The sequence below is a fragment of the Aureimonas sp. OT7 genome, from assembly GCF_014844055.1.
Classification (GTDB): Bacteria; Pseudomonadota; Alphaproteobacteria; order Rhizobiales; family Rhizobiaceae; genus Aureimonas; species Aureimonas altamirensis_A.
In genome coordinates this window covers 3,111,958-3,125,787 of sequence record NZ_CP062167.1, presented here as the reverse complement: position 1 = coordinate 3,125,787, position 13,830 = coordinate 3,111,958, and the positions used below count along the sequence as shown (strand labels likewise).

At 62.5% G+C, this 13,830-nt stretch carries 24 protein-coding genes; all 24 read left to right on the top strand.

Annotation, left to right across the window (positions count from 1 at the left end):
- The first annotated feature begins 191 nt into the window (after positions 1 to 191).
- Positions 192 to 563 carry a 30S ribosomal protein S12 gene (rpsL, locus tag IGS74_RS14960; protein WP_039192521.1) on the top strand — a complete coding sequence of 124 codons (372 nt, stop codon included), beginning with the start codon at positions 192 to 194 and terminating at the stop codon, positions 561 to 563.
- 35 nt (positions 564 to 598) lie between these two features.
- The gene (gene rpsG, locus IGS74_RS14955; RefSeq protein WP_039192523.1) at positions 599 to 1,069 is read left to right on the top strand and encodes a 30S ribosomal protein S7; all 471 of its coding nucleotides are present in this window, start codon (positions 599 to 601) and stop codon (positions 1,067 to 1,069) included.
- Positions 1,070 to 1,099: 30 nt separating this feature from the next.
- Positions 1,100 to 3,190, top strand: coding sequence for an elongation factor G (fusA, locus tag IGS74_RS14950; protein WP_039192526.1), 2,091 nt, complete (start codon positions 1,100 to 1,102; stop codon positions 3,188 to 3,190).
- Between the two features lie 64 nt (positions 3,191 to 3,254).
- Positions 3,255 to 4,430 (top strand): elongation factor Tu, encoded by a 1,176-nt coding sequence (gene tuf / locus IGS74_RS14945; protein ID WP_039192506.1) that lies wholly within the window; start codon positions 3,255 to 3,257, stop codon positions 4,428 to 4,430.
- A 175-nt stretch (positions 4,431 to 4,605) separates the two neighbouring features.
- Positions 4,606 to 4,914 carry a 30S ribosomal protein S10 gene (gene rpsJ / locus IGS74_RS14940; RefSeq protein WP_007066362.1) on the top strand — a complete coding sequence of 103 codons (309 nt, stop codon included), beginning with the start codon at positions 4,606 to 4,608 and terminating at the stop codon, positions 4,912 to 4,914.
- Between the two features lie 25 nt (positions 4,915 to 4,939).
- On the top strand, positions 4,940 to 5,662 hold the full coding sequence (gene rplC / locus IGS74_RS14935) for a 50S ribosomal protein L3 (RefSeq protein WP_039192537.1): 723 nt from the start codon (positions 4,940 to 4,942) through the stop codon (positions 5,660 to 5,662).
- Positions 5,662 to 6,285: a 50S ribosomal protein L4 gene (gene rplD, locus IGS74_RS14930; protein ID WP_039192539.1), complete on the top strand. Its 624-nt coding sequence runs from the start codon at positions 5,662 to 5,664 to the stop codon at positions 6,283 to 6,285. The genes rplC and rplD overlap by 1 nt, the downstream gene beginning before the upstream one ends.
- Positions 6,282 to 6,575 carry a 50S ribosomal protein L23 gene (locus IGS74_RS14925; protein WP_039192542.1) on the top strand — a complete coding sequence of 98 codons (294 nt, stop codon included), beginning with the start codon at positions 6,282 to 6,284 and terminating at the stop codon, positions 6,573 to 6,575. The genes rplD and IGS74_RS14925 overlap by 4 nt, the downstream gene beginning before the upstream one ends.
- A gap of 25 nt (positions 6,576 to 6,600) precedes the next feature.
- On the top strand, positions 6,601 to 7,437 hold the full coding sequence (rplB, locus tag IGS74_RS14920; RefSeq protein ID WP_039192545.1) for a 50S ribosomal protein L2: 837 nt from the start codon (positions 6,601 to 6,603) through the stop codon (positions 7,435 to 7,437).
- 15 nt (positions 7,438 to 7,452) lie between these two features.
- Positions 7,453 to 7,731 (top strand): 30S ribosomal protein S19, encoded by a 279-nt coding sequence (gene rpsS, locus IGS74_RS14915; protein WP_039192548.1) that lies wholly within the window; start codon positions 7,453 to 7,455, stop codon positions 7,729 to 7,731.
- A gap of 2 nt (positions 7,732 to 7,733) precedes the next feature.
- Positions 7,734 to 8,120, top strand: coding sequence for a 50S ribosomal protein L22 (gene rplV, locus IGS74_RS14910; RefSeq protein WP_039192551.1), 387 nt, complete (start codon positions 7,734 to 7,736; stop codon positions 8,118 to 8,120).
- Positions 8,120 to 8,833, top strand: coding sequence for a 30S ribosomal protein S3 (rpsC, locus tag IGS74_RS14905; protein ID WP_039192554.1), 714 nt, complete (start codon positions 8,120 to 8,122; stop codon positions 8,831 to 8,833). The genes rplV and rpsC overlap by 1 nt, the downstream gene beginning before the upstream one ends.
- A 25-nt stretch (positions 8,834 to 8,858) precedes the next feature.
- Positions 8,859 to 9,272, top strand: a complete 414-nt coding sequence (rplP, locus tag IGS74_RS14900) for a 50S ribosomal protein L16 (protein ID WP_039192558.1) — start codon at positions 8,859 to 8,861, stop codon at positions 9,270 to 9,272.
- 13 nt (positions 9,273 to 9,285) lie between these two features.
- Positions 9,286 to 9,486 (top strand): 50S ribosomal protein L29, encoded by a 201-nt coding sequence (rpmC, locus tag IGS74_RS14895; protein WP_039192561.1) that lies wholly within the window; start codon positions 9,286 to 9,288, stop codon positions 9,484 to 9,486.
- A 12-nt stretch (positions 9,487 to 9,498) separates the two neighbouring features.
- Positions 9,499 to 9,744: a 30S ribosomal protein S17 gene (gene rpsQ / locus IGS74_RS14890; RefSeq protein WP_039192566.1), complete on the top strand. Its 246-nt coding sequence runs from the start codon at positions 9,499 to 9,501 to the stop codon at positions 9,742 to 9,744.
- Between the two features lie 64 nt (positions 9,745 to 9,808).
- Positions 9,809 to 10,177: a 50S ribosomal protein L14 gene (rplN, locus tag IGS74_RS14885; RefSeq protein WP_039192570.1), complete on the top strand. Its 369-nt coding sequence runs from the start codon at positions 9,809 to 9,811 to the stop codon at positions 10,175 to 10,177.
- Positions 10,178 to 10,189: 12 nt separating this feature from the next.
- A complete protein-coding gene (gene rplX / locus IGS74_RS14880) occupies positions 10,190 to 10,501 on the top strand; it encodes a 50S ribosomal protein L24 (protein WP_039192573.1) in 312 nt (103 codons plus the stop codon).
- Positions 10,494 to 11,051, top strand: a complete 558-nt coding sequence (gene rplE, locus IGS74_RS14875; protein ID WP_039192576.1) for a 50S ribosomal protein L5 — start codon at positions 10,494 to 10,496, stop codon at positions 11,049 to 11,051. The genes rplX and rplE overlap by 8 nt, the downstream gene beginning before the upstream one ends.
- A 24-nt stretch (positions 11,052 to 11,075) precedes the next feature.
- Positions 11,076 to 11,381 carry a 30S ribosomal protein S14 gene (gene rpsN / locus IGS74_RS14870; protein WP_192387155.1) on the top strand — a complete coding sequence of 102 codons (306 nt, stop codon included), beginning with the start codon at positions 11,076 to 11,078 and terminating at the stop codon, positions 11,379 to 11,381.
- A gap of 12 nt (positions 11,382 to 11,393) precedes the next feature.
- Entirely contained in the window at positions 11,394 to 11,792 is a 399-nt protein-coding gene (gene rpsH, locus IGS74_RS14865) for a 30S ribosomal protein S8 (protein WP_039192582.1), read from the top strand.
- A 43-nt stretch (positions 11,793 to 11,835) separates the two neighbouring features.
- A complete protein-coding gene (gene rplF / locus IGS74_RS14860; protein ID WP_039192585.1) occupies positions 11,836 to 12,369 on the top strand; it encodes a 50S ribosomal protein L6 in 534 nt (177 codons plus the stop codon).
- Positions 12,370 to 12,378: 9 nt separating this feature from the next.
- Positions 12,379 to 12,741 carry a 50S ribosomal protein L18 gene (rplR, locus tag IGS74_RS14855; protein WP_039192588.1) on the top strand — a complete coding sequence of 121 codons (363 nt, stop codon included), beginning with the start codon at positions 12,379 to 12,381 and terminating at the stop codon, positions 12,739 to 12,741.
- 247 nt (positions 12,742 to 12,988) lie between these two features.
- Complete coding sequence (gene rpsE, locus IGS74_RS14850; protein WP_192387153.1) at positions 12,989 to 13,546, top strand: 30S ribosomal protein S5; 558 nt, start codon at positions 12,989 to 12,991, stop codon at positions 13,544 to 13,546.
- A 72-nt stretch (positions 13,547 to 13,618) separates the two neighbouring features.
- The gene (rpmD, locus tag IGS74_RS14845) at positions 13,619 to 13,822 is read left to right on the top strand and encodes a 50S ribosomal protein L30 (protein ID WP_039192590.1); all 204 of its coding nucleotides are present in this window, start codon (positions 13,619 to 13,621) and stop codon (positions 13,820 to 13,822) included.
- Positions 13,823 to 13,830 lie beyond the last annotated feature (8 nt).

Sequence of the window (13,830 nt, the reverse complement as noted above, 5' to 3'; positions counted from 1 at the left end):
TTTCAAACAAGGCTCAGTTCAACGAGACGCACCATCGCTGGTCGCATGATCGGGTTTCCGGTCCTCTGCTTTGTGCCGGGCAGTCCGCAGTATGCGGATGGTTTGCCCGGCTTCGTGTATGAGCCGTCTGGCTCATCCTGCGATCGACGTCGCGTTTTGAACCGAGACGAGAAAGAAGAGGGAAGGTTGGGATGCCGACCATTAACCAGCTGATCCGCAAGCCGCGCGTTCGTCCTACCGAGCGCAACACGGTTCCGGCTCTCCAGGCCAACCCGCAGAAGCGGGGCGTTTGCACTCGCGTCTACACGACGACGCCGAAGAAGCCGAACTCGGCTCTCCGTAAGGTCGCCAAGGTGCGTCTGGTCAATGGCTTCGAAGTCATCGGCTACATTCCGGGCGAGGGGCATAACCTTCAGGAGCACTCCGTGGTGATGATCCGCGGCGGCCGCGTGAAGGACCTTCCGGGTGTGCGCTACCACATCATTCGCGGCGTGCTGGATACGCAGGGCGTCAAGGATCGCAAGCAGCGCCGTTCGAAGTACGGCGCGAAGCGTCCGAAGTAAGCCTGCACGTCAGATCGAGAACGAGAGACCAATAGATGTCCCGTCGCCATTCTGCTGAAAAGCGCGAGATCAATCCGGATCCGAAGTTCGGTGACCTTGTTGTCACGAAGTTCATGAACGCCATCATGTATGATGGCAAGAAGTCGGTTGCCGAGCGCATCGTTTACGGTGCCTTCGACTCCATCCACGAGAAGAGCCGCCAGGAATCGCTGGTGATCTTCCATCAGGCGCTCGAGAACGTCGCGCCGCACGTCGAGGTTCGGTCGCGTCGCGTCGGCGGTGCAACCTATCAGGTTCCGGTCGATGTCCGCCCCGAGCGCCGTCAGGCGCTGGCGATTCGCTGGTTGATCACGGCTGCGCGCAACCGCAACGAGACGACGATGGTCGACCGCCTGTCGGGCGAGCTTCTCGATGCCGCCAACAACCGGGGTACCGCAGTCAAGAAGCGCGAAGACACGCACCGCATGGCGGAAGCGAACCGCGCCTTCTCGCACTACCGCTGGTAATCCCGAAGCTGATATTGAAAGGCGACGCTTATGGCCCGCGAATATAAGATCGAGGACTACCGCAACTTCGGCATCATGGCCCACATCGATGCCGGCAAGACCACGACCACCGAGCGGATCCTGTTCTACACCGGCAAGTCCCACAAGATCGGCGAAGTCCATGACGGCGCCGCTACGATGGACTGGATGGAGCAGGAGCAGGAGCGCGGCATCACCATTACGTCCGCTGCCACGACCACCTTCTGGGAAGGCCGTGACGGCAAGAAGCGTCGCTTCAACATCATCGATACGCCGGGTCACGTCGACTTCACCATCGAAGTGGAGCGTTCGCTCCGCGTTCTCGACGGTGCGATCGCGCTTCTCGACGCCAATGCCGGTGTCGAGCCGCAGACGGAAACCGTCTGGCGGCAGGCCGACAAGTATCATGTCCCGCGCATGATCTTCGTCAACAAGATGGACAAGACGGGTGCGGACTTCTTCCGCTGCGTCGAGATGATCAAGTCGCGCCTCGGTGCGCGTGCCATCGTCGTCCAGTTGCCGATCGGTGCGGAGAACGACTTCAAGGGCGTCATCGACCTCATCGAGATGAAGGCCCTTATCTGGCGCGACGAGACCCTCGGCGCCCAGTGGGATGTGGTCGAGATCCCGGCCGAGCTTGCCGACCAGGCTGCCGAGTATCGCGAGCTGATGATCGAGGCTGCCGTCGAAGTCGACGAAGCCGCGATGGAAGCCTATCTCGAAGGCACGATGCCGACGATCGAAGAGCTGCGTCGCCTGATCCGCAAGGGCACCTGCGACGTCTGGTTCACGCCGGTTCTCTGTGGTTCGGCCTTCAAGAACAAGGGCGTCCAGCCGCTTCTCGACGCGGTCGTCGATTTCCTGCCGTCTCCGGTCGAAGTGCCGGCGATCAAGGGTATCGATCCGAAGACCGAGACGGAGACCACGCGTGCATCGTCGGACGACGAGCCGCTGTCGATGCTCGCTTTCAAGATCATGAACGATCCGTTCGTCGGCTCGCTCACCTTCTGCCGTATCTACTCCGGCAAGCTCGCCAAGGGCGTGTCGCTTCAGAACACGGTCAAGGAAAAGAAAGAGCGCATCGGCCGCATGCTGCAGATGCACTCCAATTCGCGTGAAGACATCGAAGAGGCCTTCGCAGGCGACATCGTCGCCCTGGCCGGCCTCAAGGAAGTCACCACCGGCGACACGCTTTGCGATCCGCTGAAGCCTGTCATCCTGGAGCGGATGGAGTTCCCCGAGCCGGTCATCGAGATCGCGATCGAGCCGAAGACCAAGGGCGACCAGGAAAAGATGGGCCTCGCGCTCAACCGCCTGGCTGCCGAGGATCCTTCGTTCCGCGTCAAGACCGACGAAGAGTCCGGCCAGACGATCATCGCCGGCATGGGCGAGCTTCATCTCGACATTCTCGTCGACCGCATGAAGCGCGAGTTCAAGGTCGAGGCGAACATCGGTGCGCCGCAGGTTGCCTACCGCGAGACGATCAGCCGCAAGGCCGAGGTCGACTACACGCACAAGAAGCAGACCGGCGGGACGGGCCAGTTCGCCCGCGTCAAGATGGTTTTCGAGCCGGCGGAACTGGGCGAGGGCTTCAGCTTCGAGTCGAAGATCGTCGGTGGCGCGGTGCCCAAGGAGTACATCCCGGGCGTCAACAAGGGCGTTGAGTCCGTGATGACCTCCGGTCCTCTGGCCGGGTTCCCGATGGTCGACATCAAGGCCGAACTGATCGACGGTGCATACCACGACGTCGACTCCTCGGTCCTCGCCTTCGAAATCGCATCGCGGGCGGCGTTCCGCGAAGCCATCCAGAAGGCCGGTCCCAAGCTGCTCGAGCCGATCATGAAGGTCGAGGTCGTGACGCCTGAGGATTATGTCGGCGACGTGATCGGTGACCTGAACTCCCGTCGTGGCCAGATTCAGGGCACGGAGAACCGGGGCATCGTGACTGCGGTCAACGCCATGGTCCCGCTGGCGAACATGTTCGGCTACGTGAACACGCTGCGCTCCATGTCGCAGGGTCGCGCTCAGTACTCGATGCAGTTCGATCACTACGAGCAGGTGCCGAACCAGGTCGCGGAAGAGATCCAGAAGAAATACGCCTGACCCCATCCGGGACAGGCATTCCTTCAAGGCCTGCGGGCCTGACGAAATTTGATTGGAGAGCCAAATGGCCAAGAGCAAATTCGAGCGTAACAAGCCGCACGTCAACATCGGCACGATTGGTCACGTTGACCATGGGAAGACGTCGCTGACGGCGGCGATCACGAAGTACTTCGGCGAGTTCCGTGCGTACGACCAGATTGACGCGGCGCCGGAGGAGAAGGCGCGGGGCATCACGATTTCGACGGCGCACGTTGAGTACGAGACGGAGAACCGTCACTACGCGCACGTGGACTGCCCGGGACACGCGGACTATGTGAAGAACATGATCACGGGTGCGGCGCAGATGGACGGGGCGATCCTCGTTTGTTCGGCTGCGGACGGCCCGATGCCGCAGACGCGGGAGCACATTCTCCTGGCGCGTCAGGTTGGCGTTCCGGCGATCGTGGTGTTTCTGAACAAGGTCGACCAGGTTGACGACGCCGAGCTTCTGGAGCTGGTGGAGCTTGAGGTCCGCGAGCTTCTGTCGAGCTACGAGTTCCCGGGCGACGACATTCCGATCGTGAAGGGTTCGGCGCTTGCGGCGCTTGAGGATTCGGACAAGAAGATCGGCGAGGACGCGGTCCGCGAGCTGATGGCGGCGGTTGATGCGTACATCCCGACGCCGGAGCGTCCGATCGACCAGCCGTTCCTGATGCCGATCGAGGACGTGTTCTCGATTTCGGGTCGCGGTACGGTCGTGACGGGCCGCGTCGAGCGCGGGATCGTGAAGGTGGGCGAGGAAGTCGAGATCGTCGGCATCCGGGACTCCAAGAAGACGACGGTTACGGGCGTCGAGATGTTCCGCAAGCTTCTGGACCAGGGTCAGGCGGGCGACAACATCGGCGCGCTGATCCGCGGTGTCGACCGTGAGGGCGTTGAGCGCGGCCAGGTGCTGTGCAAGCCGGGCTCGGTGAAGCCGCACACGAAGTTCAAGGCGGAAGCGTACATCCTGACGAAGGAAGAGGGCGGTCGTCATACGCCGTTCTTCACGAACTATCGTCCGCAGTTCTACTTCCGCACGACGGACGTGACGGGTGTCGTGACGCTTCCGGAAGGCACGGAGATGGTGATGCCGGGCGACAACGTGACGATGGACGTCGCGCTGATCGTTCCGATCGCGATGGAAGAGAAGCTGCGCTTCGCTATCCGCGAAGGTGGCCGCACCGTCGGCGCCGGCATCGTGTCCGCAATCGTCGAGTAATCGACGAAGTTTCGGGTTCGGCCCGCCGCCCTGGTGCGGTGGGCCGGCCAAAGCCCCGGTGACGGGGCGGTTGGTGCGCTGAGAGGTTCAGCGTGCTGGTTGAATTGGCTGAAGACTGACAAGCGCTCGGATAGCACCGGTTCTCCGGCAAGGCTCCGACGAGAGGACGAATGCAATGAACGGCCAGAATATCCGCATCCGCCTGAAGGCGTTCGACCATCGGGTCCTGGACGCTTCGACACGCGAGATCGTTTCGACGGCGAAGCGCACGGGCGCGAATGTGCGCGGGCCCATCCCGCTGCCGACCCGTATCGAGAAGTTCACAGTGAACCGCTCGCCCCATATCGACAAGAAGTCTCGCGAGCAGTTCGAGATGCGGACGCACAAGCGTCTCCTCGACATCGTTGATCCGACGCCGCAGACCGTCGATGCCCTCATGAAGCTCGACCTCGCCGCTGGCGTCGATGTCGAGATCAAGCTCTGATCCGAGCACGGGAAGGACTACGCCCATGCGTTCAGGTGTTATAGCACAGAAGGTCGGCATGACCCGCGTCTACAATGACGCCGGCGAGCATGTTCCGGTCACGGTTCTCAAGGTCGAGAACCTCCAGGTCGTCGCTCAGCGCACCCAGGAGAAGAACGGTTACACCGCCGTTCAGCTCGGTGCCGGTCTGGCGAAGGTCAAGAACACGTCCAAGGCCTTGCGCGGCGTCTTCGCCCAGGCCTCGGTCGAGCCCAAGCGCAAGGTCGCCGAGTTCCGGGTTTCGCCCGAGAACCTCGTCGATGTCGGCGCCGAGATCACGGCGGACCACTTCGTGGCCGGCCAGCTGGTGGATGTCACCGGCACGTCGATCGGTAAGGGCTTCGCCGGCGCCATGAAGCGTCATAATTTCGGTGGTCTGCGTGCGACCCACGGCGTTTCGGTTTCTCACCGTTCGCATGGTTCGACCGGTCAGCGCCAGGATCCGGGCAAGGTCTTCAAGAATAAGAAGATGGCCGGTCACATGGGTAGCGTGCGCGTCACGACCCAGAACCTGGAAGTCGTCCGCACAGACGTCGACAAGGGCCTGATCCTCATCCGGGGCGCCGTCCCGGGTTCGAAGGGTGGCTGGATCTACATTCGTGACGCGGTCAAGGCCGCGCTTCCGGATAACGCGCCGAAGCCGGCTGCGCTTCGCTCGTCCGCTGCCAACAGCGGTACGGAAGCCACGGCTGCCGAGGGAGCCGAGTAATGGTTGACATCAAGATCAAGACCCTCAGCGGCGGCGACGCCGGCACGGTCAGCCTGGCAGAAGAGATCTTCGGCCTGGAGCCACGTGCGGACATTCTGCAGCGCATGGTGCGCTACCAGTTGGCCAAGCGCCAGCAGGGCACGCACCAGTCGCTCGGTCGCGCCGAGATCGCGCGCACCGGCGCCAAGCTCTACAAGCAGAAGGGCACCGGCCGCGCACGTCACGGTTCGGCCCGCGCTCCGCAGTTTCGCGGCGGTGGTAAGGCTCATGGCCCGGTTTCGCGGAGCCACGAGCACGACCTGCCGAAGAAGTTGCGCCAGCTCGCGCTGCGTCATGCCCTTTCGGCCAAGTTCAAGTCGGACAGCCTGATCGTCATCGACGATCTGAGCTCGACGGAAGGCAAGACGAAGGCGACGGCAACGCAGCTGAACGGTCTCGGCCTGAGCAACGCGTTGTTCATCGGCGGCGCCGAGCTCGACGCGAACTTCGCCCGGTCGGCTCGCGCCATCCCGAACATCGACGTGCTGCCGATCCAGGGCATCAACGTCTACGACATTCTCCGTCGCCAGACGCTGGTCCTGTCCAAGGCCGCCGTCGAGGCCCTCGAGGAGCGCTTCAAATGACCGACCTGCGCCATTACGACGTCATTACGAGCCCGGTGATCACTGAAAAGTCGACGCTGGTCTCCGAACAGAACCAGGTGATCTTCAATGTCCCCGGCGATGCGACCAAGCCGGAGATCAAGGCGGCTGTCGAGCAGCTGTTCGGTGTGAAGGTCAAGGCGGTGAACACCCTCGTCCGCAAGGGCAAGGTACGCCGCTTCCGGGGCCGCCCCGGCCGCCAGAGCGACCAGAAGCGTGCGATCGTTACTTTGGCCGAAGGCCAGAGCATCGACGTCTCGACCGGCCTCTGAGAGCGAGCCTTGAGGATTTAGATCGATGGCATTGAAGAACTTCAAACCGGTCACGCCAAGCCAGCGCCAGCTGGTCATCGTCGACCGTTCGGGCCTCTGGAAGGGCAAGCCGGTCAAGCAATTGACGGAAGGCCTGACGCAGAAGGGTGGCCGCAACAACACCGGCCGTATCACCGCCCGTTACCAGGGCGGCGGTCACAAGCGGACCTACCGCAAGATCGACTTCAAGCGTCGCAAGCTCGACGCGGTGGCGACGGTGGAGCGGATCGAGTATGATCCGAACCGCACCGCTTTCATCGCCCTGCTGCGCTACGAAGACGGCGAGATGGCCTACATCCTGGCTCCGCAGCGTCTTGCTGCCGGCGATCAGGTCGTGTCCGGCCTCTCCGGCGTCGACGTCAAGCCGGGTAACGCGATGCCGCTGTCGGCGATGCCGGTCGGCACCATCATCCACAATGTGGAGATGAAGCCGGAGAAGGGTGGCCAGATCGCCCGCTCGGCTGGTGCCTACGCGCAGCTCGTCGGCCGCGACCAGGGCATGGCGATCCTGCGCCTCAATTCGGGTGAGCAGCGTCTCGTTCCCGGTGCATGCTTTGCAACCGTGGGTGCGGTGTCCAACCCGGACCACGGCAACATCAATCTGGGCAAGGCGGGTCGCGCCGTCTGGCTCGGCAAGCGTCCGCACGTTCGCGGCGTTGCCATGAACCCGGTCGACCACCCGCATGGCGGTGGTGAAGGCCGCACCTCCGGTGGTCGCCATCCGGTGACCCCGTGGGGCAAGCCGACCAAGGGCAAGCGTACGCGTCAGAACAAGTCCACGGACCAGTTCATCATGCGTTCGCGCCATCAGCGCAAGAAATAAGGGAAGGATTTCTCTATGACACGTTCCGTCTGGAAGGGTCCGTTCGTTGATGGCTACCTGCTGAAGAAGGCAGAGAAGGCTCGGTCGGGTGGCCGCAACGAAGTGATCAAGATCTGGAGCCGCCGCTCCACCATCCTGCCGCAGTTCGTCGGATTGACTTTCGGCGTCTACAACGGCTCCAAGCACATTCCGGTCTCGGTCAACGAAGACATGGTCGGACATAAGTTCGGCGAGTTTTCCCCGACCCGCACCTATTACGGCCACGGCGCCGACAAGAAGGCGAAGAGGAAGTAACCATGGGCAAGGCCAAGGCCGAGCGCGCGCTGAAGGACAACGAGGCCAGGGCGGTAGCCCGTACGCTTCGCGTCAGCCCGCAGAAACTCAACCTCGTCGCGCAGCTGATCCGCGGCAAGAAGGTCGACCGCGCTCTCGCGGACCTGACCTTCTCGCGCAAGCGGATCGCCGAGACGGTGAAGAAAACCCTGGAAAGCGCGATCGCGAACGCCGAGAACAATCATGATCTCGACATCGACGCGCTGGTCGTCGCCGAGGCTTACGTCGGCAAGTCGATCACCATGAAGCGCTTCCACGCCCGCGGTCGCGGTCGTGCGAGCCGGGTCGAGAAGCCGTTCTCGCACCTGACCATCGTGGTGCGCGAAGTGGCTGAAGAGGAGGCCGCGTAATGGGTCAGAAAGTCAATCCGACCGGCCTGCGTCTCGGCATCAACCGGACCTGGGATTCGCGCTGGTACGCCAACACCGGCGAATACGGCCAGCTGCTCCACGAGGACCTGGCGATCCGCAAGTACCTGCTCGACGAGTTGAAGCAGGCCGCGGTGTCGAAGGTCGTCATCGAGCGCCCGCACAAGAAGTGCCGCGTCACCATCCACTCGGCTCGTCCGGGTATCGTGATCGGCAAGAAGGGCGCGGACATCGAGAAGCTTCGCAAGAAGCTTTCGCAGCTGACCAATGCGGAAACCCACGTCAATATCGTGGAAATCCGCAAGCCCGAGACGGACGCGACGCTGGTTGCCCAGTCCATCGCCCAGCAGCTCGAGCGTCGCGTGGCTTTCCGCCGTGCGATGAAGCGGGCGGTGCAGTCCGCTATGCGTCTCGGCGCCGAAGGCATCCGCATCAACTGCAGCGGTCGTCTCGGCGGCGCTGAGATCGCGCGGATGGAGTGGTACCGCGAGGGTCGCGTGCCGCTGCATACGCTGCGCGCGGATGTTGACTACGGCACGGCCGAGGCCCATACGGCCTACGGTGTCTGTGGCGTCAAGGTGTGGATCTTCAAGGGTGAGATCCTCGAACATGATCCGCTGGCCTCCGAGCGCCGTGCGGTCGAAGGCGAAGCATCGGGTGGCGGTAACCGTCGCCGCGAGCGCGAACACGCCTGATCAACAGGTTTCGGAGTAGACTGAAATGTTGCAGCCAAAGCGCACGAAGTTCCGCAAGGCGTTCAAGGGTCGTATCCATGGCGCCTCCAAGGGTGGTTCGCTGCTCAATTTCGGCGCCTATGGTCTAAAGGCGCTGGAGCCGGAGCGGGTCACCGCCCGGCAGATCGAGGCGGCCCGCCGCGCGATCACCCGTCAGATGAAGCGTCAGGGCCGGGTGTGGATTCGCATCTTCCCCGACCTGCCGGTTACCGCAAAGCCGACCGAAGTCCGCATGGGTAAGGGCAAGGGCGCGATCGAGTATTGGGCGGCCAGGGTTGCACCCGGCCGGATCATGTTCGAGATCGACGGCGTGCCTGAAGACATCGCCCGTGAAGCGCTCCGCCTGGGCGCCGCGAAACTGCCGATCAAGACGCGCTTCATCCAGCGCATTGCCGAGTGAGGGGAGAGCGACTATGAAAGCCTCCGATATCCGGACCAAGACATCCGACGAGCTGAACACGGAACTCGGCAATCTGAAGAAGGAGCAGTTTAATCTGCGCTTCCAACGTGCTACCGGGCAGCTCGAGAACACCGCGCGTGTGAAGGAAGTCCGTCGCGACATCGCCCGGATCAAGACCATCGCACGCCAGAAGGCGGCCGAGAAAAAGGCCTGAAGGTAGAACACTATGCCGAAACGCGTTTTGCAGGGGACCGTGGTCTCCGATAAGAATGACAAGACGGTCGTCGTGCTCGTGGAGCGTCGCTTCACGCACCCGCTCTTCAAGAAGACCGTTCGCCGGTCCAAGAAGTACAAGGCGCACGACGAGTCCAACCAGTACAAGGTGGGCGATATCGTCTCCATCGAGGAGACCCGTCCGATCTCGCGTGACAAGACCTGGATCGTCGTCGCTAACCAAGCGGCGGCTAACTGAAGTTTTTTGCCCGGGTGAGCCGTTCATGCGCTGCTCCCCGGTCCGTTATTGAAGGCGGCCTGACATGATTCAGATGCAAACAAACCTCGATGTGGCGGATAATTCCGGCGCCCGTCGTGTCATGTGCATCAAGGTGCTGGGCGGTTCCAAGCGGAAGTACGCCTCGGTGGGCGACGTCATCGTCGTGTCCATCAAGGAGGCCATTCCGCGCGGCCGCGTTAAAAAGGGCGATGTGATGAAGGCCGTGGTGGTTCGTACCGCCAAGGACATCCGCAGAGCCGATGGTTCGGTGATCCGGTTCGACCGTAACGCCGCCGTCCTAATCGACAACAAGAAAGAGCCGGTCGGCACGCGTATCTTCGGCCCGGTCCCCCGCGAGCTTCGTGGTCGGAACCACATGAAGATCATCTCGCTGGCGCCGGAAGTGCTCTGAGGAACCGGAATCATGCAGAAGATTCGCAAAGGCGACAAGGTCGTCGTACTCACCGGCAAGGACAAGGGTCGTTCCGGTGAAGTCGTTCAGGTCATGCCCAAGGAGGACCGTGCGGTCGTCCGTGGCGTGAATATGGTCAAGCGGCATCAGCGCCAGTCCGCCTCGCAGGAGGCCGGGATCATCTCCAAGGAGGCGCCGATCCATCTTTCGAACCTGGCACTGCAGGACAAGGATGGGAAACCGACGCGCGTGGGCTTCAAGGTCCTCGAAGACGGCCGCAAGGTTCGCGTCGCCAAGCGTTCGGGAGAACAGATCGATGGCTGAGGCCAAGTACGAACCCCGCCTCAAGGCGGTCTATCGCGACGAGATCCGCAAGGAGCTCCAGTCACAGTTCAATTATACGAACGTGATGCAGCTTCCGCGCCTGGACAAGATCGTGATCAACATGGGTGTTGGCGAGGCAACGGGCGACTCCAAGAAGCCCTCCGTCGCCGCCGAGGATCTTGCGATGATCGCCGGCCAGAAGCCGGTCATCACCAAGGCACGCACCTCGATCGCGGGCTTCAAGGTCCGCGAAGGCATGCCGATCGGCGCCAAGGTTACGCTGCGCAAGGACCGTATGTACGAGTTCCTCGACCGGCTGATCCAGATCGCCCTTCCGCGCGTGCGGGATTTTCGGGGGCTGAACCCGAAAAGCTTTGACGGCCGTGGTAATTTTGCTATGGGCCTCAAGGAGCATATCGTGTTCCCCGAGATCAACTACGACAAGGTTGATCAGATGTGGGGCATGGACATCATCGTGTGTACGACGGCGAAGACCGATGAGGAAGCCCGGGCGCTTTTGAAGGCGTTCAACTTCCCCTTCCGCCAGTAACGGCAGGCGAAAAGGACCTAGAGAATGGCTAAGAAGAGCGCGATCGAGAAGAACAAGCGCCGCGAGCGCCTGGTGGCCAAGTTTGCCGCCAAGCGTGAGGCGCTGAAGGCGATCACCACCGATCAATCCGCCAGCATGGAAGACCGCTTCCGTGCGCAGCTGAAGCTTGCCGAGTTGCCCCGCAACTCGACCAAGGTTCGCGTGCGCAATCGCTGCGAGGTTACGGGGCGTCCGCGTGCCTATTATCGCAAATTGAAGATGTCGCGTATCGCGCTGCGGGAGCTTGGCAACAATGGCCAGATTCCCGGCATCGTGAAGTCGAGCTGGTAAGGAGAGAAGATCATGGCTCTGTCAGATCCGCTCGGCGATATGCTGACCCGTATCCGCAACGCAATCCTGCGCAACAAGTCGACGGTGGCTACGCCGGCGTCGAAGCTGCGGGCCCGCGTTCTGGATGTCCTCAAGGAAGAGGGTTACATCCGCGGCTATAGCGAAACCCGGTTTGAGAACGGCACCGCCGAGTTCAACATCGAGCTGAAGTACTACGAGGGGGCACCTGTGATCCGTGAGATCGCGCGCGTCTCCAAGCCCGGCCGCCGCGTCTACGTGTCGTCGAAGACGATCCCGCAGGTCGCCAACGGCCTCGGCATCTCGGTCCTTTCCACGCCGAAGGGCGTGATGGCCGATCACAGCGCACGCGAACAGAATGTCGGTGGTGAGGTTCTTTGCCGCGTCTTCTGACCGGCAGGGCAACCGACCAACCGTATAACGGACAGGTTTGACGATGTCTCGTATTGGTAAAAAGCCGGTCTCCCTTCCGAGCGGCGTGACGGCGTCCGTCGAGGGGCAGACCGTCAAGGCAAAGGGGCCCAAGGGCGAATTGTCCTTCGTGGTCAACGACGAAGTCCTGGTGAAGCTCGAGGACGGATCCATTCATGTGGATCCGCGCGACACTTCCAAGGATGCGCGTTCGAAATGGGGTATGTCCCGAACCATGATCTCGAACATCCTGTCGGGTGTGAAGGACGGGTTCGAGAAGCGCCTCGAAATCACCGGCGTCGGCTACCGTGCCGCGATGCAGGGCAAGAACCTGCAGCTCGCGCTCGGCTTCAGCCATGACGTGGTCTATGAGGTGCCGGAAGGTATCCAGGTCGCCGTCCCCAAGCCGACGGAGATCGTGGTCACCGGTATCGACAAGCAGCGCGTCGGTCAGGTCGCCGCGGAGATCCGTGAGTATCGCGGCCCCGAGCCCTACAAGGGCAAGGGCGTTCGCTATGCTGGCGAGAAGATCGTCCGCAAGGAAGGCAAGAAGAAGTAAGGTCGGGTCATGGCTAGCCAGAAAGATATTTTGCGGCGCCGCGCGGCCCGCGTTCGCAGATCGCTCAAGGCGGTCGCCAACGGGCGTCCCCGCCTGTCGGTTCACCGTTCCTCGAAGAACATCTACGCTCAGGTCATCGACGACTCCGTCGGTCACACGCTCGCGGCCGCGTCCACGCTGGACACGACGCTTCGCGGTGGCCTCAAGACGGGCGCCGATGTCGAGGCCGCCAAGGCTGTCGGCAAGCTCGTCGCAGAGCGCGCCAAGCAGGCCGGCGTCACCGATGTCGTCTTCGACCGCGGTTCGTTCATCTATCATGGGCGCGTCAAGGCTCTTGCCGACGCCGCTCGTGAAGGTGGGTTGAATTTCTGACGCAGGGCAGGGCGCCTCAGGGCGCCGTCTTCGCTAAGATGTCATTTTCCGGCGGTCAGGGTTTTCCCGGCCGCCGGATTATGCTTTAAGCCGCTCGATTTCATCCGGCTGCGGCTCGGCGGGTATGCGCAATGCCGCATGCCACGACGCCGTTCGCGTTGCGGATGATATCGCCGGTTTCACCGGAGCCTCCCTCCAGGGGCGGCTCCATTGTCGGACGCCTCCGGAAAAGAACAAGGAACAGGATATGGCGCCTCGTAATGAACGGAACGACCGCGATGAGCGTGACGACGGCTTCGTAGACAAGCTCGTCCACATCAATCGCGTCGCCAAGGTTGTAAAGGGTGGTCGTCGCTTCGGCTTCGCCGCTCTCGTCGTCGTCGGTGACCTCAAGGGCCGCGTCGGCTTCGGCCACGGTAAGGCACGCGAAGTGCCGGAAGCGATCCGGAAGGCCACGGAAGCCGCCAAGCGCGACATGATCTTCGTGCCGCTGCGCGACGCGCGTACGCTCCACCACGACGTGCAGGGCCGTCATGGCGCCGGCAAGGTGCTGCTGCGCACGGCCGAGGCCGGTACCGGTATCATCGCGGGTGGCCCGATGCGCGCCGTGTTCGAAGCGGTCGGCATGCACGATGTTGTCGCCAAGTCGCTCGGTTCCTCGAACCCGTACAACATGGTTCGCGCCACGTTCGACGCGCTGAAGGGCCAGATGCATCCGAAGGATGTCGCTGCCCGTCGTGGTATCAAGTACTCGACGCTGCAGGCACGGCGTCGCGACCTGGTCGGTTCCGATAGCGAAGGCTGAGAAGGCGAGGTCGCGGCAACGCGGCCGCCCTCGGCAGGACGCAGGACGAACCATTGAACAAGGAGCCATGTCATGGCCGATAAGAATGTGACCGGGAAGACGATCACCGTCGAGCAGATCGGTAGCCCGCTTCGCCGCCCCAATGACCAGCGCCAGACTCTCGTCGGCCTCGGTCTCAACAAGATGCACCGTCGCCGGACGCTGGAGGATACACCCTCCGTCCGTGGCATGATCGCCAAGGTCAGCCACCTCGTCCGCGTCGTTGACGGCCAGTGAGCCGGGAG